At 64.5% G+C, this 22228-nt stretch carries 24 protein-coding genes; 11 read left to right on the top strand and 13 right to left on the bottom strand.

Translation table 11 applies throughout. From position 1 onward, the window contains the following. Nucleotides 1-131: 131 nt before the first annotated feature. The 4 genes from N7422_RS19690 to N7422_RS19705 are packed head-to-tail and all read right to left on the bottom strand — an operon-like array spanning nt 132 to nt 1791. Nucleotides 132-329: an SEC-C metal-binding domain-containing protein gene (locus N7422_RS19690; protein ID WP_110738790.1), complete on the bottom strand. Its 198-nt coding sequence runs from the start codon at nt 327-329 to the stop codon at nt 132-134. A gap of 7 nt (nt 330-336) precedes the next feature. Then, complete coding sequence (locus N7422_RS19695; RefSeq protein WP_279808100.1) at nt 337-813, bottom strand: LEA type 2 family protein; 477 nt, start codon at nt 811-813, stop codon at nt 337-339. A 2-nt stretch (nt 814-815) separates the two neighbouring features. Further along, on the bottom strand, nt 816-1292 hold the full coding sequence (locus N7422_RS19700) for a YchJ family protein (protein ID WP_279808101.1): 477 nt from the start codon (nt 1290-1292) through the stop codon (nt 816-818). Nucleotides 1293-1296: 4 nt separating this feature from the next. Beyond that, entirely contained in the window at nt 1297-1791 is a 495-nt protein-coding gene (locus N7422_RS19705; RefSeq protein WP_279808102.1) for a DUF6231 family protein, read from the bottom strand. A 160-nt stretch (nt 1792-1951) separates the two neighbouring features. On the opposite strand from N7422_RS19705, the gene N7422_RS19710 reads away from it, so the two are divergent. The 4 genes from N7422_RS19710 to N7422_RS19725 all read left to right on the top strand — a co-directional run bounded on the left by N7422_RS19710 (nt 1952) and on the right by N7422_RS19725 (nt 4576). Continuing rightward, nucleotides 1952-2644: an OmpA family protein gene (locus N7422_RS19710; protein WP_279808103.1), complete on the top strand. Its 693-nt coding sequence runs from the start codon at nt 1952-1954 to the stop codon at nt 2642-2644. Between the two features lie 88 nt (nt 2645-2732). After that, on the top strand, nt 2733-3452 hold the full coding sequence (locus N7422_RS19715; RefSeq protein ID WP_279808104.1) for an OmpA family protein: 720 nt from the start codon (nt 2733-2735) through the stop codon (nt 3450-3452). 97 nt (nt 3453-3549) lie between these two features. Continuing rightward, nucleotides 3550-3825 (top strand): DUF1145 domain-containing protein, encoded by a 276-nt coding sequence (locus N7422_RS19720; RefSeq protein WP_279808105.1) that lies wholly within the window; start codon nt 3550-3552, stop codon nt 3823-3825. Beyond that, complete coding sequence (locus tag N7422_RS19725; RefSeq protein WP_279808106.1) at nt 3818-4576, top strand: collagen-like protein; 759 nt, start codon at nt 3818-3820, stop codon at nt 4574-4576. Before N7422_RS19720 ends, N7422_RS19725 begins: the two co-directional genes overlap by 8 nt. Before the next feature lie 370 nt (nt 4577-4946). On the opposite strand, the gene N7422_RS19730 is transcribed toward N7422_RS19725, so the two are convergent. Next, the gene (locus N7422_RS19730; protein ID WP_279808107.1) at nt 4947-5411 is read right to left on the bottom strand and encodes a CopD family protein; all 465 of its coding nucleotides are present in this window, start codon (nt 5409-5411) and stop codon (nt 4947-4949) included. 98 nt (nt 5412-5509) lie between these two features. Between N7422_RS19730 and dinG the strand changes: the two genes are divergently transcribed. The 5 genes from dinG (at nt 5510) to pdxH (ending at nt 12967) form a co-directional block, all read left to right on the top strand. Further along, nucleotides 5510-7654 (top strand): ATP-dependent DNA helicase DinG, encoded by a 2145-nt coding sequence (gene dinG, locus N7422_RS19735; protein ID WP_279808108.1) that lies wholly within the window; start codon nt 5510-5512, stop codon nt 7652-7654. 81 nt (nt 7655-7735) lie between these two features. Further along, a complete protein-coding gene (locus N7422_RS19740; protein WP_279808109.1) occupies nt 7736-9964 on the top strand; it encodes a beta-galactosidase in 2229 nt (742 codons plus the stop codon). A gap of 113 nt (nt 9965-10077) precedes the next feature. After that, nucleotides 10078-11223 carry a serine hydrolase gene (locus N7422_RS19745; RefSeq protein ID WP_279808143.1) on the top strand — a complete coding sequence of 382 codons (1146 nt, stop codon included), beginning with the start codon at nt 10078-10080 and terminating at the stop codon, nt 11221-11223. 99 nt (nt 11224-11322) lie between these two features. Further along, a complete protein-coding gene (locus N7422_RS19750; RefSeq protein ID WP_279808110.1) occupies nt 11323-12300 on the top strand; it encodes an OmpA family protein in 978 nt (325 codons plus the stop codon). A 19-nt stretch (nt 12301-12319) separates the two neighbouring features. Further along, nucleotides 12320-12967 carry a pyridoxamine 5'-phosphate oxidase gene (gene pdxH / locus N7422_RS19755; RefSeq protein WP_279808111.1) on the top strand — a complete coding sequence of 216 codons (648 nt, stop codon included), beginning with the start codon at nt 12320-12322 and terminating at the stop codon, nt 12965-12967. A gap of 28 nt (nt 12968-12995) precedes the next feature. On the opposite strand, the gene N7422_RS19760 is transcribed toward pdxH, so the two are convergent. Further along, a complete protein-coding gene (locus N7422_RS19760) occupies nt 12996-13226 on the bottom strand; it encodes a hypothetical protein (protein ID WP_279808112.1) in 231 nt (76 codons plus the stop codon). 147 nt (nt 13227-13373) lie between these two features. Here N7422_RS19760 and N7422_RS19765 point away from each other — a divergent pair, with 147 nt between their 5' ends. Next, complete coding sequence (locus tag N7422_RS19765) at nt 13374-13838, top strand: glycine zipper 2TM domain-containing protein (RefSeq protein ID WP_023632818.1); 465 nt, start codon at nt 13374-13376, stop codon at nt 13836-13838. A 102-nt stretch (nt 13839-13940) separates the two neighbouring features. Here N7422_RS19765 and N7422_RS19770 read toward each other — a convergent pair whose 3' ends face one another. The 7 genes from N7422_RS19770 to N7422_RS19800 all read right to left on the bottom strand — a co-directional run bounded on the left by N7422_RS19770 (nt 13941) and on the right by N7422_RS19800 (nt 21536). Then, complete coding sequence (locus N7422_RS19770; RefSeq protein ID WP_279808113.1) at nt 13941-15548, bottom strand: NAD(P)/FAD-dependent oxidoreductase; 1608 nt, start codon at nt 15546-15548, stop codon at nt 13941-13943. Between the two features lie 104 nt (nt 15549-15652). Further along, on the bottom strand, nt 15653-16330 hold the full coding sequence (locus N7422_RS19775) for a hypothetical protein (protein ID WP_279808114.1): 678 nt from the start codon (nt 16328-16330) through the stop codon (nt 15653-15655). A gap of 209 nt (nt 16331-16539) precedes the next feature. After that, nucleotides 16540-17241 (bottom strand): ATP-binding cassette domain-containing protein, encoded by a 702-nt coding sequence (locus N7422_RS19780; RefSeq protein ID WP_279808115.1) that lies wholly within the window; start codon nt 17239-17241, stop codon nt 16540-16542. Beyond that, nucleotides 17242-18009, bottom strand: a complete 768-nt coding sequence (gene livG, locus N7422_RS19785) for a high-affinity branched-chain amino acid ABC transporter ATP-binding protein LivG (protein ID WP_279808116.1) — start codon at nt 18007-18009, stop codon at nt 17242-17244. Then, the gene (locus N7422_RS19790; protein WP_279808117.1) at nt 18006-19262 is read right to left on the bottom strand and encodes a high-affinity branched-chain amino acid ABC transporter permease LivM; all 1257 of its coding nucleotides are present in this window, start codon (nt 19260-19262) and stop codon (nt 18006-18008) included. Before N7422_RS19790 ends, livG begins: the two co-directional genes overlap by 4 nt. After that, nucleotides 19259-20182 (bottom strand): high-affinity branched-chain amino acid ABC transporter permease LivH, encoded by a 924-nt coding sequence (livH, locus tag N7422_RS19795; protein ID WP_279808118.1) that lies wholly within the window; start codon nt 20180-20182, stop codon nt 19259-19261. Before livH ends, N7422_RS19790 begins: the two co-directional genes overlap by 4 nt. A 238-nt stretch (nt 20183-20420) precedes the next feature. Next, a complete protein-coding gene (locus tag N7422_RS19800; protein ID WP_279808119.1) occupies nt 20421-21536 on the bottom strand; it encodes a branched-chain amino acid ABC transporter substrate-binding protein in 1116 nt (371 codons plus the stop codon). Nucleotides 21537-21895: 359 nt separating this feature from the next. Between N7422_RS19800 and N7422_RS19805 the strand changes: the two genes are divergently transcribed. Continuing rightward, nucleotides 21896-22201: a DUF2288 domain-containing protein gene (locus N7422_RS19805; protein ID WP_279808120.1), complete on the top strand. Its 306-nt coding sequence runs from the start codon at nt 21896-21898 to the stop codon at nt 22199-22201. Nucleotides 22202-22228 lie beyond the last annotated feature (27 nt).

Raw genomic sequence — 22228 nt, forward strand, 5'->3', positions numbered from 1 at the left:
AGGTGCCGGGAAGCTTTATTTACGAATGGTCGGCCGTGCAGGTCGCCAGCGACAAGCCGTGAGGGAAAAGCCGGCGCTACGCCGATCCGTTCCCGCTCGCGGCTTGTGGCTCGAAGCTCAGTTGCCGCTCTTCAAGCGCCGTGGCACTTCTTGAATTTCTTCTCGCTGCCGCAGGGGCAAGGGTCGTTGCGACCGACGTCCTTCAGGGCGTTGCGCACCGGCTCCTGGTGGCCGTGGTTGCAGTGCGGGCCGTGAACATGGCCGTGGTCGTGGTCATGGTCGTGACCGTGGTTGCAGTCGGGGCCATGGACATGGGGTTGCTGGGTCATTGCGGGATCACTCCGGTTGTAGATCGCCGGGGATTATCGCACCACTGCGCGACAAGTGCAGGTCCCGGTGGACGATCAGCCCGGTGGCCAGCTCGCCCTGCAACTGATATTGCAGCGGTTGTCCGGCCTTGAGCAGCTTCGCCAGGGGCTTGAGGTGCTGCCAGAGGTTGGTTCTTGCCGTGACCTTGAAGGTGCGCCGGGCGTGGCTGCCGACACTGCGCCAGAGGCTGATGTCGTCCTTGGCCAGCAGCAGGTCGCCGAGTTTTACCGAATAGGTCAGGTTGCGGATGAACAGGCGGCTGTCGTTCGGGTTGTCGACCCGCAGGTGAAGGATGAACTCCTGCTGATGCAGGCGCATCTTCACTTTCTCCACCTTGAGCAGATGCACCTGTGGTGCCTGCCAGGTGTCGCCGCGCCAACTGACACAGCCCGCCAGCCCACCCAGCAACAGGCTGAGCGCGAGCAGGCGGGCCAGGATGCGCATGCTCAGCTCCCGATGTAACTGGCGCAGCATTTCTTGAACTTCTGCCCGCTGGCGCAGGGGCAGGGGTCGTTGCGCCCGGCCTTGAGCGGCACCGTCGGATCGATGAAGTACCAGCGCCCGGCGTGCTGGACGAACGCTGAGCGCTCGCGGTGCTGGTGATCGCCCTCCAGGTCGTGCCAGCGCGCGGTGAAGGTGACGAAGGCATGCTCGGGCTGGCCGCCCAGCACCTCGGCACTTTCCACCTCCAGCCCCAGCCAGGTGCTCTGCGCGCTCCAGGCCGCCATGCCGGCGCGGTCCAGGCCTGCCTGCTGGGCGGGCAGGGTGGTGGCTGTCAGGTAGTCCACCAGCCCCAGCACATAGGCGCTGTAGCGCGAACGCATCAGGGTCTGGGCGTCCGGCGCCGGGGTACCGTCGTGATAATGCCCGCAGCAGGCGCCGAGCAGATTGCCACTGCCGCAGGGGCAGACCGAGACACTCATTGAATCACCACCAGTACTTGCCGAAATTTTCAGGGTTGGCCCAGAACCTGGCATTGAGCCAGTCCGGTACCTGCTTGTAGTCATGCAGATCATAGGTGAACAGACTCAATACCTGTTCCTCACGCTTGAATTTCTCGCTGGCCGAGAGTGCCAGCGAGTAGAAATCGGTGTCCTGCCAGCCGCAGACGGCGAGGTCCGCCAGCACCGCGACGCGGCTGGCGTTGAGGTTGCGAATGCCGCCCAGCAGCTCCAGGCCGGTGCGCTTGGGCAAGTGCTCCAGGCAATCGACCAGGATCGCCAGGTCGAAGCGCCGGGCGGCTTGTCCGGGCGGTAGCGGGCCGGGGGCGGCGACTTCTATCCTGGTGTCGGGGTGGGCGGCGGCGAAGGCCTCCAGGGCCGGGAAGCGGCTGCCCACCAACAGCAGGTGGCGCGGCGTGAAGCGCTCGAGCAGCGCGGCCAGGGCCTGCTGCGGCGTGCGTTGTGAGAAAGCGTCGGTCATTGCCATTCCTCGTACAGGTCGCTCAAGACTAGCGGTCCCCGGCGATCGGGCAAAGAGGCGCGTCGCCACGTCGTGGCTTATTGCTGGCAGAGCGGTATTCGCCGGTCTTTACTCCCAGAGCATCGGTTTTGCACCGATTCCCCCTAGGAGAAGCAACAACATGAGCATAGTACGCACAGCGTTACCCCTGGTTCTGCTCACCAGTGTGCTGACTGGTTGTGCAGGTTTGCAGAAAACCGACTGGCCGAAGTGCGCTGCCGTCGGGGGCGTGGGCGGCGCGGCCCTCGGTGCTATCGAGAGCTCCAGCTGGGCTGGCTGGGGTGCCTTGCTCGGTGGCGGCCTGGCGGCCGGCTACTGCTGGGCGCACGGCGATGGTGACGAGGACGGCGATGGTGTGCCGGACAGTCGCGACAAGTGCCCCGGCACTCCGCGCGGGGTGCAGGTCGACGCCAATGGCTGTCCGCCGGAGGTGCCGGTGGTGGTCGAGGAAGTCGTGGTGCAGAAGGAGGAGGTCATCGTCATCCGTGATGTGCATTTCGAGTTCGACTCGGCGCGCCTGACGAGCGCTGACAAAGAGCGCCTGAACACCATCGCGACCCGTCTCAAGCAGGAAGCGCCGAGCGCCCGCCTGAGCGTTACCGGCCACACCGACAGTGTGGGTTCCGACAGCTACAACCAGAAGCTTTCCGAGCGTCGTGCCCAGTCGGTGACCAACTACCTGGTCGAAAGCGGTGTGCCGCGCGCCAGCTTCGTGTCGGTGGTGGGTGCCGGCGAGGCCCAGCCGGTTGCCGACAACGCCACGGCCGAAGGACGCAGCATGAACCGTCGCACCGAGATCAAGATCCAGCGTTGACCGTCGTGCGCCGCGCCTTGAGAAGTGGCGCGGGCGCGTCTTTACTCCTGTGTGACCGGTAGCGGCCGGTGACACAGGAGCATTCACCATGAGTGTTTTGTCGAAGGCGGCTCTGCCGCTGGTGGTGGCCACGAGCCTGCTGACAGGTTGTGCCACCCACAGCGACGGCAGCGCGCCCCTCAATCAACGGACCTGGCCCATCTGCAGCCTGCTCGGCGGGCTGGTCGGTGGTGGCCTGGGCGCCATCGAGAGTTCCAGCTGGGCGGCGGGCGCGGGCGCCCTTGGCGCCATCACCGGTGGTCTGATCTGCTACGCCCAGGATGGCGACGAGGATGGCGATGGCGTCTTCGACCGTCGAGACCGTTGCCCGGATACGCCGGCTGGCACCCAGGTCGATCACATGGGGTGCCCGCTGCCGCAGTACCCAGCATCCGCGCCACAACCCGAACCGGCGGCGACTCCTGAGGTGATCACCCTCGATGACCAGGGCCAGGTGCTGTTCGCTTTCGACTCCGCCGAGCTCACAGGCGGCACCCAGCAGCGTCTGCAGGGGCTGCTACCCAAGCTCAGCGATCCCCGGGTGGTCAGTGTCAAGGTCGTCGGTTTTACCGACAGCGTCGGTTCCGACAGCTACAACCAGGGGCTGTCGGAGCGCCGGGCCAGCAGTGTGGCCGAGTACCTGATCAGTCAGGGGCTGGCGCCGAACAAGGTGACCAGCCAGGGGCGTGGCGAAAGCCAACCAGTGGCCGACAACGACAGCGATGAAGGTCGCGCGCGCAACCGACGGGTGGAGCTGCACCTCAACTGACCCCTCTGGCGTACGCCCCGACAGTGGGGTTACTGTTGCCGGCGCGGTCCGCTCGAACGGGCCGCGCCGACATAACAACAGATCATGGGGGCGGGATATGAAGTTCATCCTGGGCCTGGGCAAGGCCCTGACGGTGGTGTTCTGGTGGGTGGTGCTGGTCAATCTGTTCATGCCGCAGCCCTTGCCGTTCAATCTGCTGATCAATGCAGCGGGCATTTTCCTGCTCTCCTTGCATGTGCTCGAGGTGCTGTTCTTCAATGGCAGCCTGCGTGAGCGCAGCCATCGCTGGTTCGACCGGTTGCAGATCCTGCTGACCGGCATTTTCCATGTCATGTCCATTCCACGGCCGCAGGAGGCGCCGAGCCATGCGTAAATTGATGTTGCTGGCCGCATTGGCCACGCCCATGGCCCAGGCCGAGAGTCTTGAAGTCGCCGCCCATTCGATGCTGCGCCTGCCCAACAAGTCGGCCAGCGTGCACCTGGAGCAACTGCGCGTGGCCGATTCGGCGACCCTGTTGCTGCCGGCCACGCTCACCGAACTGAAGATCGATCGGCTCGAGCTGGGGCGCGATGCGCGCATCGCCATTGCCCCGGCCGAGCGTGACCTGAGCATCGAGGCGTTGAGTGCGCGTCTGGGCGAGGGTAGCGAGTTCAGCGCGCCAGGTGCGCCTGGCACCTACGAGCGCGCCGCCCGGCCGGGGCGCAACCTGGATCTGCGGTTGCAGGCGCTGGAGGCCGATCGGCTGTCTATCGATGCCCGGGGCGGGGCTGGAGCGCCAGGCTATGCCGGGCTCGATGGCGCCAATGGCAAGCCGGGGGGCTGTACCTGGGGGCAGGCCAGTCGGGGGGCCAATGGTGACGACGGGGGCAACGGGCATGATGGTGCGCCCGGGGGGCGGGTTCGCCTGACGCTGCCTGAAGGGTTCGAGCAGGAGCGGATTGTGGTTCGCCTCGATGGTGGCGCGCCGGGGAAGGCGGGGGCGGCTGGTAAGGCTGGGGCTGGTGGAGCCAGCAAGGGGTGTCTGGTTTATCGGACCGATGCAGGGCGCAATGGGCGGCCTGGGCAGGCCGGGCAGCCTGGGTTGGCTGGGGCTTCGGGAGAGTTGATTCTGCGGCGGCTTTGAGTGGGATTGGGGAATGTTGCTTAGCTGAGTAGCTGGTTGGTTTTGAAGTAACCAAGGCCGTGCGCTCAATTCATCCGGCCCAGCGCTTCGCTCCGGGTTCCCTCACTCCGGCCTCCTGAGGTCACGACGCTATGGGCGGCGCTTGGACTGGGCGTGCAGATGAAAGGTATGTTTGCCGATGCCGATCAGGGGCACGTTGCTCATGATGGCAAAAACACCCTGCGAAAGCGTACGCCTCGCAGAGTGCCGAGGTGGCCATCACATTAAGTAGGCCGCCGTAAAAGGCGGAAAGTTATCTAAATGTCGACATCGCCTACGAATATGCTTACAAAAACCAAAACAGTCATCTTGGAAGCCGAAGCCAAAACCGTCAAACCAATACCCGCGAACTCGCCACCCCCACCACCATCAGCCCGATCAACAGATTGACCCCCACCATCCGCCGAATCCGCCCCAGCACCCCCGCTCCCGCAGCCCAATCCTCAGCCTGCACCGCCGTGCGCAGCTCAGGCAACAACAAAGACTGAATCCGCATGAACAACGCAAACATGACGATCCCCCCGCCAATCATCACCTGCACATAGCGGGGCGCCGTCTCGAATCCGGCAAACCGCAGGTGAATCATCCCGACCCCGCTGACAGCCAGTACCGCCACCGCGAGCCAGACCCATCTGAAGAACCGCTGGAAAACCTCCACCCACAACCGCAGCCGCGCGGGCCCTTCCAAGGCGGCAACCGTGGCTGGCCGCAGCACCAGCCAGGCGAAGAACATCCCGCCGACCCAGACGAGGGCGGCCAGGACATGCAGGGTGTAGGACAGGGCAAAGGCGAGCATCCGGATCTCCATGCGGCACAAAGGGCAATAGCGGGGTATGATAGCCGGCCCATGCGAAACACTGAAAATATATCCAGCCCTTCGGGCGCCCGCAGACCATGATCAGCAACGAACTCAAAGCCACCATCCAGGGCGCCTATTCGCGTTTCCTCGAAGCCAAAAGCCTCAAGCCACGCTATGGCCAGCGCCTGATGATCGCCGAAGTGGCCAAGGTGCTCGGCGACATCGCCTGCGACGACGAAGGCCGCCGTGCCGGCGAGCCTGCCGTGGTGGCGGTCGAGGCCGGTACCGGTACCGGCAAGACTGTCGCCTACAGCCTGGCCGCGATTCCCGCCGCCAAGGCCGCGGGTAAGCGCCTGGTGATCGCCACCGCGACCGTGGCGCTGCAGGAGCAGATCGTCTTCAAGGACCTGCCCGACCTGATGCGCAACAGCGGGCTGAATTTCAGCTTCGCCCTGGCCAAGGGCCGTGGTCGCTACCTGTGCCTGTCCAAGCTCGACGTCCTCCTGCAGGAAGGCCATGCCCAGTCGGCCACCGCCCAGCTGTTCGAGGAGGAGGGCTTTCGCATCGAGGTCGACGAGCGTAGCCAGAAGCTGTTCAACAGCATGATCGAGAAGCTCGCCGGCAACCGCTGGGACGGCGACCGCGACAGCTGGTCCGAGAGCATCGAGGACCAGGACTGGGCGCGCCTGACCACCGATCACAGCCAGTGCACCGGCCGCCATTGCCCGAACTTCCAGCAGTGCGTCTTCTACAAGGCGCGGGAGGGAATGGGCAAGGTCGACGTGATCGTCACCAACCATGACATGGTCCTGGCCGATCTTGCCCTCGGCGGCGGTGCCGTGCTGCCCGATCCGCGCGAGACGATGTACGTGTTCGACGAAGGTCACCACCTGCCGGACAAGGCCATCGGCCACTTCGCCCACTATTCGCGCCTGCGTTCCACCGCCGACTGGCTGGAACAGACCGCCAAGAACCTGACCAAGCTGCTGGCCCAGCACCCCCTGCCGGGCGACCTTGGCAAGTACATCGAGCAGGTGCCGGAGCTTGCCCGCGAGGTGCGAACCCAGCAGCAGTTCATGTTCACCCTCTGCGAACAGGTGGCGGATTTCCGCGCCGGCGAAGACATGGAAGGTCGCGACCGCCCGCGTTACCGCTTCGAAGGGGGCGTGGTGCCGGAGCAGATCCGCGAAGTCGGCATCGAGCTCAAGAAAGGCTTCGCCCGCCTCAACGACCTGTTCACTCGCCTGGCCGACCTGCTCAAGGAAGGTATGGACGGCGAGAACAACATCGGCATCGCCAGCCACCAGGCCGAGGAGTGGTACCCGCTGTTCGGCAGCCTGGTGACCCGTGCCCAGGGCAACTGGGAGCTGTGGACCGCCTTCACCGCCGAAGACCCGGAGGACAACCCGCCCATGGCGCGCTGGCTGACCCTGGCCGAGAGCGGTGCATTGTTCGACATCGAAGTCAACGCCAGCCCCATTCTCGCCGCCGAGATGCTGCGCAAGAGCCTGTGGAATGTCGCCCACGGCGCCCTGGTGACCTCGGCGACGCTCACCGCGCTGGGCAAGTTCGACCGCTTCCGCATGCGTTCGGGCCTGCCGCGCGATGCCGTTACCTGCGTGGTGCCCAGCCCGTTCGTGCACGGCGATGCCGGTTTGCTGCGGGTGCCCGACCTGGGCGCCGACCCGCGGGACGCCACGGCACATACGGCGGCGATCATCCGTGAACTGCCGAGCATCGTCGAAGAGGCGCGTGGCGCGCTGGTGCTGTTCTCCTCGCGCAAGCAGATGCAGGACGTGTTCGACGGCCTGGACCGCGACTGGCGCAAGCTGGTGCTGATCCAGGGCAACCTGTCCAAGCAGGAAACCCTGAACAAGCACAAGGCGCGGGTCGATGACGGCCAGCACAGTGTCCTGTTCGGCCTCGCCAGTTTTGCAGAGGGGGTCGACTTGCCGGGGGCTTATTGCGAGCACGTGGTGATCGCCAAGATTCCCTTCGCGGTGCCGGACGACCCGGTCGAGGCCGCGCTGGCCGAGTGGATCGAAGCCCGTGGCGGCAACCCGTTCATGGAGATCGCCGTGCCCGATGCCTCGCTGCGCCTGATCCAGGCCTGCGGTCGCCTGCTGCGGACCGAGCAGGACCGCGGCGTCATCACCTTGCTCGACCGGCGACTGGTCACCCAACGCTATGGCAAGGCTATTCTCAACGCACTGCCACCCTTCCGACGGGAAATCGGCTGACTGCCGGAGCAAGACGCACGACCCGTTGTCCATTACTCGATCGTGAGCCCATGACGGGCTCCGAAGGAGAGCTACCGCCCTATGATCCGCCGTACCCTGCCTGTCATGTTCTCCCTGTTGTTCAGCGCGCCCTTGTCGGCGGGGCAACAGACGCTGTTCAGCTTCGTGCGCCCGGCCTCGGTGGTGAGCGTGGTCACCCAGGACGCCAGCTTGCCGCAGTACAACGCGGAACAGACAGCCGAAGGCGAGGTACTGCGCAGGGTGGTGTTCAATCCGGTGGCGCAGCCGACGCTGCGCCTCGCGCCGCAGAGCGGGGCGTGGGACTGGTCTGCCGGGCAGGCGCTGACCTTGCGCCTGCAGAGCGGCATGGACTGGGCGCTGACCGTGGATGTGGTGGTGCAAAGCGGTGACGGGCGCACGCTCAGCAGCCGGATCGACCTGCCGGCGGGGCCTGCGCAGACCGTGATGATTCCGCTCAAGGCCAGCTCGCCGTTGAGCCAGGGCATGCGCGCCGGGCCACCGATGCCCTGGACGTTCGAGGGCCAGCGTGTGCTGCTGACCAGCAGCGAAGGGGAGGCCGATCTGGCGCAGATCACCTCCATCAGCCTGACTGTTCCCAACCCCAAGGTGGCGCAGAGCCTGCTGATCGAGAAAGTCGGCCTGCAGGATGACGACCTGGCGCTCAAGGCCGCCTACAGCGGGCTGATCGACGTCTACGGCCAGTCAACCCGCGGTCGCTGGCCCGAAAGAGTCGTCAGTGACGATCAGCTCAAGGCCGCCGACACGCGCGAGCAAGCGCAACTGAAAGCCTGGCTGGGCGCGCGTGACAAGCTTGAGCTGGACACCTATGGCGGTTTGCTGGCGGGGCCGGCGTTCGAGGCCAAAGGCTTCTTCCGCACGGAAAAGCGCGAGGGGCGCTGGTATCTGGTGACGCCTGACGGGCACCCGTTCTACTCGCTCGGGGTCAATGCCGTCGCCGCCGATGGCGGGCGTACCTATGTCGCTGGCCGCGAAGGCATGTTCAATGCCCTGCCGGGTGAGCAGGATGCATTGACCGCTTTCTATGGCGAAGGCAATAACGATGACGGCAATACCTCGTCCAAAGGGCGCAACTACAAGCAGGGACGCTGGTTCGACTTCTACGCCGCCAACCTTCAGCGCACCTACGGCACGCCATGCGCCCAGGCGGATGGAGCCCCGGCCTGTCCGTCGGCGGCACTGGACACGCAGCGCTGGCAGGCCCACACCCTCGACCGTATGCAGGCCTGGGGCTTCAACACCCTCGGCAACTGGAGCGATCCAGCGCTCGGCCAGGCCAGGCGCATGCCGTACACCTTGCCACTGTCGATCGTCGGCGATTACGCCAGCATCAGCACTGGCATGGACTGGTGGGGGCGCATGCCTGACCCGTTCGACCCGCGCTTTGCCATGGCCACCGAACGTGCGGTGGCCATCGCCGCCCGCGATCATCGCGACGACCCTTGGCTGATTGGCTACTTCGCCGACAACGAACTGGCCTGGGCCGCGCCCGGCGATGATCCCAAGGCGCGCTATGGCCTGGCCTACGGCACCTTGCGCCTGACCACCGACGTGCCGGCCAAGCGTGCCTTTCTCAAGCAACTGCGCGACAAGTACCGCAACCAGGAGGGGTTGTCCAAGGCCTGGGGTATCGAGCTGACGGCCTGGGAGCTGATGGAAGACCCGGGGTTCGAGGCGCCATTGCCCAACCCCGAACATCCGGAGATCGAACGCGACTACCAGTACTTCCAGCAAGTGTTCGCCGAAACCTACTTCAAGACCATCTCCGATGCATTGAAATGGCATGCCCCCAATCATTTGCTGCTGGGCGGACGCTACGCGGTCAGCACGCCCGAGGCGGTCAAGGCCTGCGCCGAGTTCTGCGATGTGCTGAGTTTCAACTTCTATACCCTCAAGCCCGAGGATGGCTATGACTTCGCCCAGCTGGCCGAGCTGGACAAGCCGGTGCTGGTTTCGGAATTCCAGTTCGGCTCTCGCGACCGTGGCCCGTTCTGGCCCGGCCCGCTGGAAGTCGCCCGCGAGGAGGATCGCGGGCCGGCCTACGGCAACTTCCTCAAGGCGGCTCTGGCCCAGCCGATGATCGTCGGCGCCCACTGGTTCCAGTACCTCGACCAGCCGGCCAGCGGGCGGCTGCTCGATGGCGAGAACGGGCACCTGGGCCTGGTGGCCATCACCGATGTGGCGTATCCGGGGTTCGTCGAGGCGGTGCGCCGGAGCAACCTGCAACTGCTTGAGCAATTGCGTGCCCAGCTGGAGAAGCCGGCGCCGTGACGGCTGGCCCTTCATCCTGTGGTCAACCACCCAGCCATATTCAGTAGGCAAATCGTCCAACTACTGGAACAATGCACGCTTTTGCAGAACAGGCCGCGCAGAGAGGTAGTCGGGTGCAGATCCAGGGTCACTATGAGCTGAAGTTCGAGGCGGTGCGCGATGCTTTCGCCGCGTTGTTCGAGGATCCCCAGGAACGTGGCGCCGCGCTGTGCATCCAGGTCGGCGGGGAAACCGTCGTCGACCTGTGGGCCGGCAGCGCCGACAAGGATGGTCGCGAAGCCTGGCACAGCGATACCATCGCCAACCTGTTCTCCTGCACCAAGGCGTTCACCGCCGTCACCGCCCTGCAGCTGGTGGGCGAAGGCAAGCTCGCCCTTGACGCGCCGGTGGCGCGCTACTGGCCGGAATTCGCCCAGGCTGGCAAGGACCAGGTGACCTTGCGTCAGCTGCTCAGCCACCGCGCCGGCCTGCCGGCCATTCGCGAAGTGCTCCCGGCCGAGGCCCTGTACGACTGGCAGGCCATGGTCGATGCCCTGGCCGCCGAGGCACCCTGGTGGACGCCTGGCACCGAGCACGGTTATGCGGCGATCACCTATGGCTGGTTGATCGGTGAGCTGATTCGCCGCGCCGATGGAAGCGACCCGGGTGATTCGATCGTTGCCCGTACCGCCCGGCCACTGGGTCTGGATTTCCATGTCGGCCTGGCCGACGCGGAGTTTCATCGCGTGGCGCATATCGCCCGTGGCAAGGGCAACCCCGGCGATGCCGCGGCCCAGCGCCTGCTGCAGGTCACCATGCGTGAGCCGGCGGCGCTGTCGACCCGCGCCTTCACCAACCCACCGGCGATTCTCACCAGCACCAACAAGCCCGAATGGCGACGCATGCAGCAGCCGGCGGCCAATGGCCACGGCAACGCCCGCAGCCTGGCGGGCTTCTATGCCGGCCTGCTGGACGGCAGCCTGCTCGAATCCGAGCTGCTCGACGAGCTGACCCGCGAGCACAGCCTCGGACAGGATCGCACCCTGCTGACTCAGACCCGTTTCGGCCTGGGTTGCATGCTCGACCAGCCGCAAGTGGCCAATGCCACCTTCGGCCTTGGCGCTCGTGCATTCGGCCACCCAGGCGCGGGCGGCTCGGTCGGATTCGCCGACCCCGAGCATGACGTGGCCTTTGGCTTCGTCACCAATACGCTTGGCCCTTACGTGCTGATGGATCCGCGCGCGCAGAAACTGGTGCGGATCCTTGGCAGTTGCCTTTGATCGGGTAACGCGGGTATTGCCCGGACCCTTTGACTATCCTCAATGCCAACGCCTGAAGCGTATGGGCAAAATTTCTTTCTATTTCATGGTGTATCGCTGATGTCTTCACAAAAAACCTTAGCACTCGCCCTGTGCCTGGCCATGACCGGCTGCGCCAGCCACTCGCAGGATGCCTCCAAGGATGCCGGCTTGAACTGGTGGCCCTTCGGTTCGGACAAGGTTGCCGAACAGGAGGTGAAGGAGGCCGTCGTCGAGAACGTTGCCAAGGCTGACGCCAAGTCTGAAAGCAGCAGCCGCTGGTGGTGGCCGTTCGGTGGCGACGAGAAGAAGGACAAGGTCGCGGCGGTGCCGAAGATCGACCAGAAGGCCACTCAGGCCTGGCTCGACCAATACGAACCCAAGTTGCGCGAAGCCATCAAGGGCAGCAAGTTCGAGCTGGAGCGCCGCGAGGATGTGCTGGCGGTGACCATTCCGGTGGACAGCTCCTACAACCCGGACCGTCCGAACATGCTGCTGCCTGTGACCCTTGGCCCGATCACCCAGGTGGCCAAGGTCATCGAGACCGACACCAAGACCGCCGTGCTGGTCCTCGGCCACGCCGACAGCAGCGGGGCCACCGCCGCCAACCAGAAACTCAGCCTCGAGCGCGCCGCCTCGGTATCGGCCATCTTCCGTCTCAGTGGCCTGCAGCGTGACCGCCTGATGCTCAAAGGCATGGGTTCGGTGATGCCGCGTGCCGCCAACGACAGCGCTGAGGGCCGGGCCCTGAACCGCCGTGTCGAGCTGCTGCTGACCCCGCAGAACACCATGATCGCGTTGCTGGCCAAGTACCAGCAGGCGGCACCTGCGCCGGTTCCGGCCGCGATGGTGGCCACCCAGGACGTCAAGGCTGCGGCGACCAAGCCTGCCGCCAAGGCCGCTGCCAAGCCGGCAGCGAAGAAACCGGCCGCCAAAGCCAAGGCCCCGGCCAAGACCAGCACCGCGGCGAAGAAGAAAGCCGCTGCGGCCAAGCCAGCCGCGAAGAAGGCCACCACCGACAAAAAAGTCGCCGCCAACAGCCCTGCGAAGACCAACTGATCGTCAAGGAAACGCAGTCATGACCCAATCCCTGGCCGATATGCGCCGCGACTACACCCGTGATGGCCTGGCAGAAGCCCAGGCCCCGGGTGAGCCGTTCGCGCTGTTCCATCACTGGTTCGCCGATGCGGTGAAGACCGAACAGCTGCCGGTGGAAGCCAACGCCATGACCCTGGCGACCGTCGATGCCGAGGGTCGTCCGCATTGTCGGGTGCTGTTGCTCAAGGCGCTCGACGCGCGTGGGTTCACCTTCTTCACCAACTACGAAAGCGCCAAGGGCCAGCACATCGCGGCCAATCCCTTCGCGGCGATGACCTTCTTCTGGCCGGCGTTGGAGCGTCAGGTGCGCATAGAAGGGCGGGTGGAGAAGGTGACGGCCAAGGAGTCGGACGACTACTACCAGGTACGTCCACTGGGCAGTCGCCTCGGGGCCTGGGCATCGCCGCAGAGCCGGGTGATCGCCGATCGCGAGGAGCTCGAGGGGTTGGTCAAGGCCACCGAGGCGCGCTTTTCCGACACGCAACCGCATTGCCCGGAACACTGGGGCGGCTATCGCCTGGTGCCGGAGCGCATCGAGTTCTGGCAGGGGCGGGCCAGCCGCTTGCATGACCGCTTGAATTACCGGCTGGTCGATGGCCAGTGGCTGCGCGAGCGCCTGGCCCCCTGAAGTGATGCGGCTGCAAAGCAGCCGCGCGTTACCGATACCCTGCCGCCTCCCGCTCAAGCCACGCCGCCAGCTCCTTGCGCCGCACCTTCTCGACCCGCGATCGCTCCAGCAGCCGGAGCATGAACTCCCTCTTCGCCGGATCCTCCCCGGCCAGCGACAACGCCAGGTCGCGGTCCATCCAGCGGCGCATGCGCACATACAGCCACCAATGGAAATACAGGCCAGCGGCAGTCACGACGGCGACGATGAAGTAATCCATGGCTATCCTTGGTCTCACGTGAAAGCCCACCACTCGGTCGGCATTGGCTGTACCCGGGCTGAATGAAAACAATTTTATAACGATTGCGCCGTGACACTTGTCAAGGCGCGGAGTCTAATGGACACCTGTCTTATGGAGATTGACCCCATGCGTAAATCCGCTTTGCTGCTGGCCAGCTTCACCACCGTGTCGCTGCTGCTGGGCGGCTGCCAGTCGTCGTTGACCGGCGACAGCTACTCCCGTGATGAGGCCCGCCGCGTGCAGACCGTGCGCATGGGAACCATCGAATCCCTGCGTCCGGTCAAGATCGAGGGCACCAAGACCCCGATCGGCGGTGGTGCCGGTGCGATCGTCGGCGGTGTCGCCGGCAGTGCGGTCGGCGGTGGCCGTGGCAGCATCGTCGCCGCGGTGATCGGCGCCGTGGCCGGTGGCCTGGCAGGCTCGGCCGCCGAAGAGGGCCTGACCCGTACTCAGGGCGTCGAGATCACCGTGCGCGAAGACGACGGCAGCATGCGCGCCTACGTGCAGCAGGTTCAGCAGAACGAAATCTTCCGCGTTGGCGAGCGTGTACGCATCATGACCGTCGATGGCACCAGCCGCGTCACTCACTGATAACGCGTGCAAAAAGAAACCCCGGACGGGCCTGGCCTGTCCGGGGTTTTCTTTTGCCTGTAGCAGCACTATCGCGTGTGAGCGGCTTGCCCCGCGATGGGATTACCGGCCGAGCATGTCCCGCGCCACCGCCTCGGCGATGCGGATGCCATCCACGCCCGCCGAGAGAATGCCGCCAGCGTAGCCTGCACCTTCGCCAGCAGGGAACAAGCCCTTGAGGTTGAGGCTCTGGAAACTGGCATCGCGGGTGATGCGCAGCGGCGACGAAGTACGGGTCTCGATCCCGGTCAACACCGCGTCGTGCAGGTTGTAGCCCTTGATCTGGCGGTCGAACGCCGGCAGCGCTTCGCGGATCGCCTCGATGGCGAAGTCCGGCAGGCTCGGCGCCAGGTCACCGAGCGTGACGCCTGGCTTGTAGGAGGGCTCCACACTGCCCAGCGCGGTGGACGGACGTCCGGCGACGAAGTCGCCCACGAGCTGCGCAGGCGCCTGGTAGTTGCTACCACCCATCACGTAGGCATGCGCCTCGAGGCGCTCCTGCAGCTCGATGCCGGCCAGCGGGCCACCTGGGTAGTCGCGCTCGGGGTCGATGCCGACGACGATTCCGGAGTTGGCGTTGCGCTCGTTGCGCGAATACTGGCTCATGCCGTTGGTGACTACGCGACCTGGCTCGCTGGTGGCAGCGACCACGGTGCCGCCCGGGCACATGCAGAAGCTGTACACCGAGCGGCCGTTCTTGGCGTGGTGCACCAGCTTATAGTCGGCGGCACCGAGCTTGGGGTGACCGGCGTACTTGCCCAGGCGCGCCTTGTCGATCAGCGACTGCGGGTGCTCGATGCGAAAACCCACCGAGAACGGCTTGGCCTCCATGAACACGCCTTTGGCGTGGAGCATGCGGAAGGTGTCACGGGCGCTGTGGCCCAGGGCAAGGACCACATGACGCGAATGCAGCTGTTCACCGCCATCGAGTACCACCCCGGTGAGCTGCTCACCGTCGACCAGCAGGTCGGTGACCTTTTGCTGGAAGCGCACTTCGCCGCCCAGGTTGATGATCTCTTCGCGCATCTTCTCGACCATGCTGGTCAGGCGGAAGGTGCCGATGTGCGGCTTGTTGATGTACAGGATCTCATCCGGTGCGCCAGCCTTGACGAACTCCTCCAGCACCTTGCGGCCATGGTGGTGCGGATCCTTGATCTGGCTGTACAGCTTGCCGTCCGAGAAGGTGCCGGCGCCGCCTTCGCCAAACTGCACGTTGGACTCGGGGTTGAGCACGCTCTTGCGCCACAGGCCCCAGGTGTCCTTGGTGCGCTGGCGCACTTCCTTGCCGCGCTCGAGCACGATCGGCTTGAAGCCCATCTGCGCCAGCAGCAGCCCCGCGAAGATGCCGCAGGGGCCGAAGCCGACCACGATCGGGCGCGCCTGCAGGTCGGCTGGTGCTTGCCCTACGAACTTGTAGCTGACGTCCGGAGCGACGCTGATCTTGCTGTCGTCCTCGAAGCGGCGCAGCAGTTCGGCTTCGTTGCTGGTCTCGAGGTCGATGGTGTAGATGAACAGCATTTCGCTGTTCTTCTTGCGCGCATCGTAGCTGCGCTTGAACAGGGTGAAACCGAGCAGTTGCTCATCGCTGATGCCCAGGCGCTGGACGATGGCGGCGCGCAACTCGTCGTCGGAGTGGTCCAGGGGCAGCTTCAGTTCGGTGATTCGTAGCATGGCAGGGTCCAGTATCCCGGCCATGGGGCGGCCGGCGGCTTTACACAAACCGCCAAGTATAAGCTGTTAGTCGCCCCGACTGGCAGGAGAAAAGCACCTGGCGATCAGAGGTCGCGGGCGCCACCGTAGTAGGCGCAGCCTTGCAGGGTCTTGCCGTCGATGCGCAGTTCGGCCTTGAGGTGGCGGATGGCGCCGGTGGCGCCGTCGACGCAGCGTTGCGGCGCGACCCACAACTCGACGCGCTGGCCGTTGGCTTCGCTGGACAGGTTCAGGCCGCCACCAGGCATTTCTTCCTCCAGATAGGGCAGCGGCAGCGGATCCTGGCCGATGCGGTTGAGCACCATGCCCTTGCCGCTGGCCTTGATGTCCCAGTCCGGTTCATGGCCGCCGGCGCGCAGGGTCAGGCGCTTGAAGTTGGGGTCTTCGCAGCCGCTGTATTCGGAGGACTCGAGGCGGTACAGGCGGGTCACGTCGAGCTGGCCATCGGTGCTGGCCTGCTTGCTGCCGGCCAGGCGGCCACGGACGTCGGCGAACAGCTTGTCACCCGCGTCTTCGGCCAGGGTGGCGGCCTCTTGCAGGATGCCGGTGGCAGCCACGTCTTTGACGATGAAGCGGCGGCTTTCGCTGCACGGCTTGAACAGCAGTTGGCCACCGGCCGCGCTCAGTTCGCCCTGCATGCGGGTGGTGCCCAGGTTCGGGTCGACCGGTTTGTCGGCCAGCATCTGGCAGCCGGCGAACAGCGGCAGCAGGGCGGTGAACAGCAGGGAAGGGGTGAGGCGCATGGGGCGGGCTCCGGTGTTCGGGCAAAAAGTGCGGGCCACGTTACCGAGCCTGTCGGGTGTCTACAAGAGGCGCGGCCCAATCGCGGGGCAAGCCCGCCCCCACGACAGCTTGCTCGCCAGCGTGGGGGCGGGCTTGCCCCGCGATAGGGCCGGTACTGCAATCATCTGTTCAACAGGTAGAAAAAAGGGCCCGCAGGCCCTTTGATCATTCACCCCCCCAGATACGCGTCACGCACCTTCGGGTCGATCAGCAGCGCTTCACCGGTGCCCTGCATCACCACCTTGCCGTTCTCCAGCACATACGCCCGGTCGGCGATTTTCAGCGCCTGGTTGGCGTTCTGCTCCACCAGGAACACGGTCACGCCATCGCGGCGCAGCTGTTCGATGATGTCGAAGATCTGCTGGATGATGATCGGTGCCAGGCCCAGCGACGGTTCGTCCAGCAGCAACAGCTTGGGCTTGCTCATCAATGCCCGGCCGATGGCCAGCATCTGTTGTTCGCCACCGGACATGGTGCCGCCGCGCTGGATATAGCGCTCCTTCAGGCGCGGGAACAGCTGCAGGACCTTGTCCAACTGCTCCTGGTAGTCGCCCTTGCTGGTGAAGAACCCACCCATGGCCAGGTTTTCCTCGACGGTCAGGCGGGCGAACACGCGGCGGCCTTCCGGCACCACCGCGATGCTCTTGCGCATGATGTGCGAGGACGGCTGGCCGACCAGCTCCTCGCCCAGATACTTGATGCTGCCGCTGCTCGCCTGGGGCGAGCCGCAAAGGGTCATCAGCAGGGTGGACTTGCCGGCGCCGTTGGCGCCGATCAGGGTGACGATCTCGCCCTGGTTGATCTCCACGTTGACGCTGTGCAGCGCCTGGATCTTGCCGTAGAAGGTGGAAACGTTCTCGAACTTCAGCATTTACGCCTCCCCCAGGTAGGCCTTGATCACATCAGGGTTGCCGCGAATCTCTTCCGGCGTGCCGTCGGCCAGGGGCGTGCCCTGGTTGATCACCACGATGTGGTCGGAAATGCTCATCACCAGCTTCATGTCGTGCTCGATCAGCAGCACGGTCACGTTGTGGGACTCACGCAGGTAGGCGATGAGGGCCTTGAGGTCCTCGGTCTCCTTGGGGTTCAGGCCGGCGGCGGGCTCGTCGAGCATGATGATCCGTGGCTGGGTCATCATGCAGCGGGCGATTTCCAGGCGCCGTTGCTGGCCGTAGGCGAGGGTGCCGGCGGTGCGGTTGGCGAACTCGGTCAGGTTGACCTTCTCCAGCCAGTACTGCGCGCGCTCCATGGCCTCCCGCTCGCTGCGGCGAAAGCTCGGGGTCTTGAACAGGCCGGCGAAGAAGTTGGTGTTGAGGTGGCGGTGCTGGGCGATCAGCAGGTTCTCCAGCGCGGTCATCTCCTTGAACAGGCGCACGTTCTGGAAGGTCCGCACCACGCCCTTGCGGGCGATCTGGTGGCCGGCCAGGCCCTGGATCGGCTGGCCGTCGAGCAGGATGGTGCCGCCGCTGGGCTTGTAGAAGCCGGTGAGGCAGTTGAACACGGTGGTCTTGCCGGCGCCGTTCGGGCCGATCAGTGCCACCACCTGTTTTTCCTTGACGGTCAGGCCCACGCCGTTGACCGCCAACAAGCCGCCGAAGCGCATGCTCAGGCCGCTGACTTGCAGAATTTCGCGGCTCATCGAGGCAGCTCCATGTGCGGACGTTGCATGGGCAGCAAGCCCTGCGGACGCCAGATCATCATCAACACCATCAGCGCACCGAACATCAGCATCCGGTATTCGCTGAACTCACGCATCATTTCCGGCAGCAGGATCATCACCACGGCCGCGAGAATCACGCCCAGCTGAGAACCCATGCCACCCAGCACGACGATGGCGAGGATGATCGCCGACTCGATGAAGGTGAACGATTCCGGTGTCACCAGCCCTTGGCGGGCGGCGAAGAAGCTGCCGGCGAAACCGGCGAAGCAGGCGCCCAGGGTGAACGCCGAAAGCTTGATCACGGTGGGGTTCAGGCCCAGCGCGCGGCAGGCGATCTCGTCTTCACGCAGCGCCTCCCAGGCACGCCCGATCGGCATGCGCAGCAGGCGGTTGATGACGAACAGCGCCAGCAGCGCCAGCAGCAGGGCCACCAGGTAGAGGAAGATGACCTTGTTGATCGAGTTGTATTCCAGCCCGAAGAACTCGTGGAACGTCTGCATGCCCTCGGCGGCGCGGCGTTCGAAGGTCAGGCCGAAGAACTCCGGCTTGGGGATGTTGCTGATGCCGTTGGGGCCGCCGGTCCAGTCGGTTAGGTTGCGCAGGAACAGGCGGATGATCTCGCCGAAGCCGAGGGTCACGATCGCCAGGTAGTCACCGCGCAGACGCAGCACCGGGAAGCCGAGCAGGAAGCCGAAGGTGGCGGCCATCAGGCCGGCGATCGGCAGGCAGGCCCAGAAGCTCCAGCCCAGGTAGTGCGAGAGCATCGCGTAGCTGTAGGCACCGACGGCGTAGAAGCCGACGTAACCCAGGTCGAGCAGGCCCGCCAGGCCGACCACGATGTTCAGGCCCAGGCCCAGCAACACGTAGATCAGGATCAGGGTGGCGATGTCGACCGCGCCACGCGAGCCGAAGAACGGCCACACCAGGGCAACGGCGATCAGCCCCATGATGATCCAGCGTTGGGTCTTTGGCAGGGTGAGGAAGTTGCTGACCGCCGGGGGCACCAGCTTGCGCTCCGAACGACGGCCCATCACCGCGCTCCACTGCTTGTCGAACAGCACGCGCAGGAACATCAGCACCGAGCACGCGGCGATGATGCTTAGGGTGAACGAGCCTTGGCTGTGCACGATCAGGCTGATGCCATCGATGCTGAGTTTCAGGCCCAGCACGGGGAAGGCCACGGCCCAGACCAGCAAGGCGCTGAAGAACGCCTGTTTGAGATTTCTGTTCATACTTTTTCAACCTCCGGGCGGCCCAGGATGCCGGTCGGCCGGAACAGCAGGACAAGAACCAAGAGACCGAATGCCACCACGTCCTTGTACTGGTCGCCGAAGATATCGGCGCCGAACGCTTCGGCCACGCCCAGCACCAGCCCGCCGAGCATGGCGCCCGGGATGCTGCCGATGCCGCCCAGCACCGCGGCGGTGAAGGCCTTCAGGCCCACCAGGAAACCGGCGTTGGGGTTGATCACGCCGTACTGCATGCTCAGCAGCACGGCCGCCACCGCCGCCAGCGCGGCACCGATGACGAAGGTCAGGGCGATGATGTTGTTGGTGTTGATGCCCAGCAGGTTAGCCATCTTGATGTCCTCGGCACAGGCGCGGCAGGCGCGGCCCAGTCGGGAACGGGAGATGAACAGGGTCAGGCAGGTCATGGCGACGAGGGTGACGACGAACACCAGGATCTGCATGTAGGAAACGAGCACTTCCTCCGCGCCGCCCGGGCCGAACGAGAAGCTGCCGGGGATCAGGTTGGGGATGGACTTGTCCTTGGAGTCCTGGGCGAGCAGGACGGTGTTCTGCAGGAAGATCGACATGCCGATGGCGGAAATCAGCGGGATCAACCGGTTGCTGTTGCGCAGCGGTCGGTAGGCGACCCGTTCGATGCTGTAGCCGTAGGCACTGGTGACGAAGATCGTGGCGACGAAGGCCACGGTCATCAGGATCGGCAACGAGTGGATGCCCATCATGGCCAGCCCGGCGAGGGCGATGAAGGCCACGTAGGAACCGATCATGTACACCTCGCCGTGGGCGAAGTTGATCATGCCGATGATGCCGTACACCATCGTGTAACCGATGGCGATCAGCGCGTAGGTACTGCCGATGGTCAATCCGTTAACCAGTTGTTGTAGGAAATGGTAGATCTCAGGCATTACAGCGCTCCTAAAAACCTGATTTGCATTTCTCTGGCGGGGGTGACCCGGGCCCATTTGTTCTCGCGGTCTTCGCCGCGTGATCGTTGTGCGGGCACAGCCAGGAAACCGCGGGTGACGGTTTTAAGATTTTCAGGTGAACCGGCTCCCGGATCGCGGGAATCAGGTCCATAGAACCTCGTAAAACAAAGCCCACTGCTCGCACAGTGGGCTTCTCGGTCAGCTATTAGTCACGCAGTTACTGAGGGGAGACTTCGGTCTTCGGCTTGCCGAAGTGCCATTCGTAGACCACGAACTTGAAGTCCTTCAGGTCGCCCCTGGCGTCGTAGGACAGGTCGCCGGTCGGGGTCTTGAAGGTGCCGGCGTGGATGGCGGCAGCCACCTTGTCGGTGTCTTCGGACTCGGCGGCCTTGATGCCCTGGGCGATCAGCTCGACGGCGGAGTAGGCTGGGAACACGAACGGACCGCTCGGATCCTTGCCGTCGGCCTTGATGGCGTCGACGATGGCCTTGTTCGCAGGATCGGCGTCGAACGACTTCGGCAGGGTGACCAGCAGGCCTTCGGAGGCGCCCTGGGCGATCTGCGAGATGGAATCGTTACCCACGCCTTCCGGGCCCATGAACTTGGCTTTCAGGCCTTTTTCCTGAGCCTGGCGCAGGATCAGGCCCAGCTCCGGGTGGTAGCCGCCGTAGTAGACAAAGTCGACGTTGTTCTGCTTGAGCTTCTGGATGATCGAGGAGAAGTCCTTGTCACCGGCGTTCAGGCCTTCGAAGACGGCGACCTTGGTGCCTTTGCCCTCGAGGGTCTGCTTGACCGCGGTGGCGATGCCTTCGCCGTACTGCTGCTTGTCGTGCAGGACCGCGACCACTTTCGGCTTGACGTGATCGGCGATGTAGTTGCCGGCGGCCGGGCCCTGGGCGCTGTCCAGGCCGATGGTGCGGAAGATCAGCTTGTAGCCACGGTCGGTGATTTCCGGCGAGGTGGCAGCCGGGGTGATCATGATCACGCCTTCGTCTTCGTAGATGTCGGACGCTGGCTGGGTGGAACTGGAGCACAGGTGGCCGATCACGTACTTGACGCCATCGTTGACCACTTTGTTGGCGACGGCCACGGCCTGTTTAGGGTCGCACGCGTCGTCGTATTCCTTGGCTTCGAGCATCTTGCCATCGACGCCGCCCTTGGCGTTGATGTCCTTGATGGCCTGTTTGGCGCCGACGAACTGCATGTCGCCGTACTGGGTCACCGGACCGGTCTTGGGACCGGCGATACCGATCTTGATGGTGTCGGCGGCAAACGAATGGCTGGCGACTCCGGCCAGAACCATCGCGGCAAACAGCTTGGAAATCTTGATCATAGTGCTCCACTCATTCTGTTGTAATTCTTATAGTCCTGAGGCCAGGGCTACAGACCGGGCGGGAATCGCGGCCTGGCTACGCCAATGCCGTAAGCCCACCTTCCCCCGGAACATGTCCCGGAACTGTACCGGTACAGTGTAGAGCGCTGCCCGAGCGCTTGAAAAGCGGGCGAAAAGCGTCTGTTTCCAGGGGTGTCGCGTGATCGACATAAAGATACAGAAAAGCGCCATCACTTTGCCTGCATCCGTGGCCCGCCCCCACAAGTTCGGGACCGATCGACCAAATTACGTATTTGAAACCGGGTTTTTCTGCAAAAATGCCGGCCTTTTTGTTGGACGATCTTTGCGCAGGTAAACCCATGACTGATCAAGTAAGCACCCTCTATGCCAAATTGCTCGGCGAGACTGCCGTCATCGAGTGGAAAGCCCTGGAGCGTTTCTGGGCCAAGGGTGACCTGATTTGGGTCGACCCCAGTCTCGACCTGATCACCGTTGCCGAGGCGATGGCCGAGAATCGCCGCGAGATCTTCGCCAAGTGGCGTGATGATGGCACTGTCGGGCCGGTCTCTGCAGAGCAGGCACTCGACCTGCAAACCCGCGATCCAGAGATCTGGGCGGTGGTGGTTTCACCGTTCATCGTGATCCAGGTGAAGAAAGCGGAATAAGCACGCGCTTTTTTAGTGCGCGAAAAT

It is taken from the genome of Pseudomonas sp. GD04091 (assembly GCF_029836165.1).
In the GTDB taxonomy this organism is placed as follows: Bacteria; Pseudomonadota; Gammaproteobacteria; order Pseudomonadales; family Pseudomonadaceae; genus Aquipseudomonas.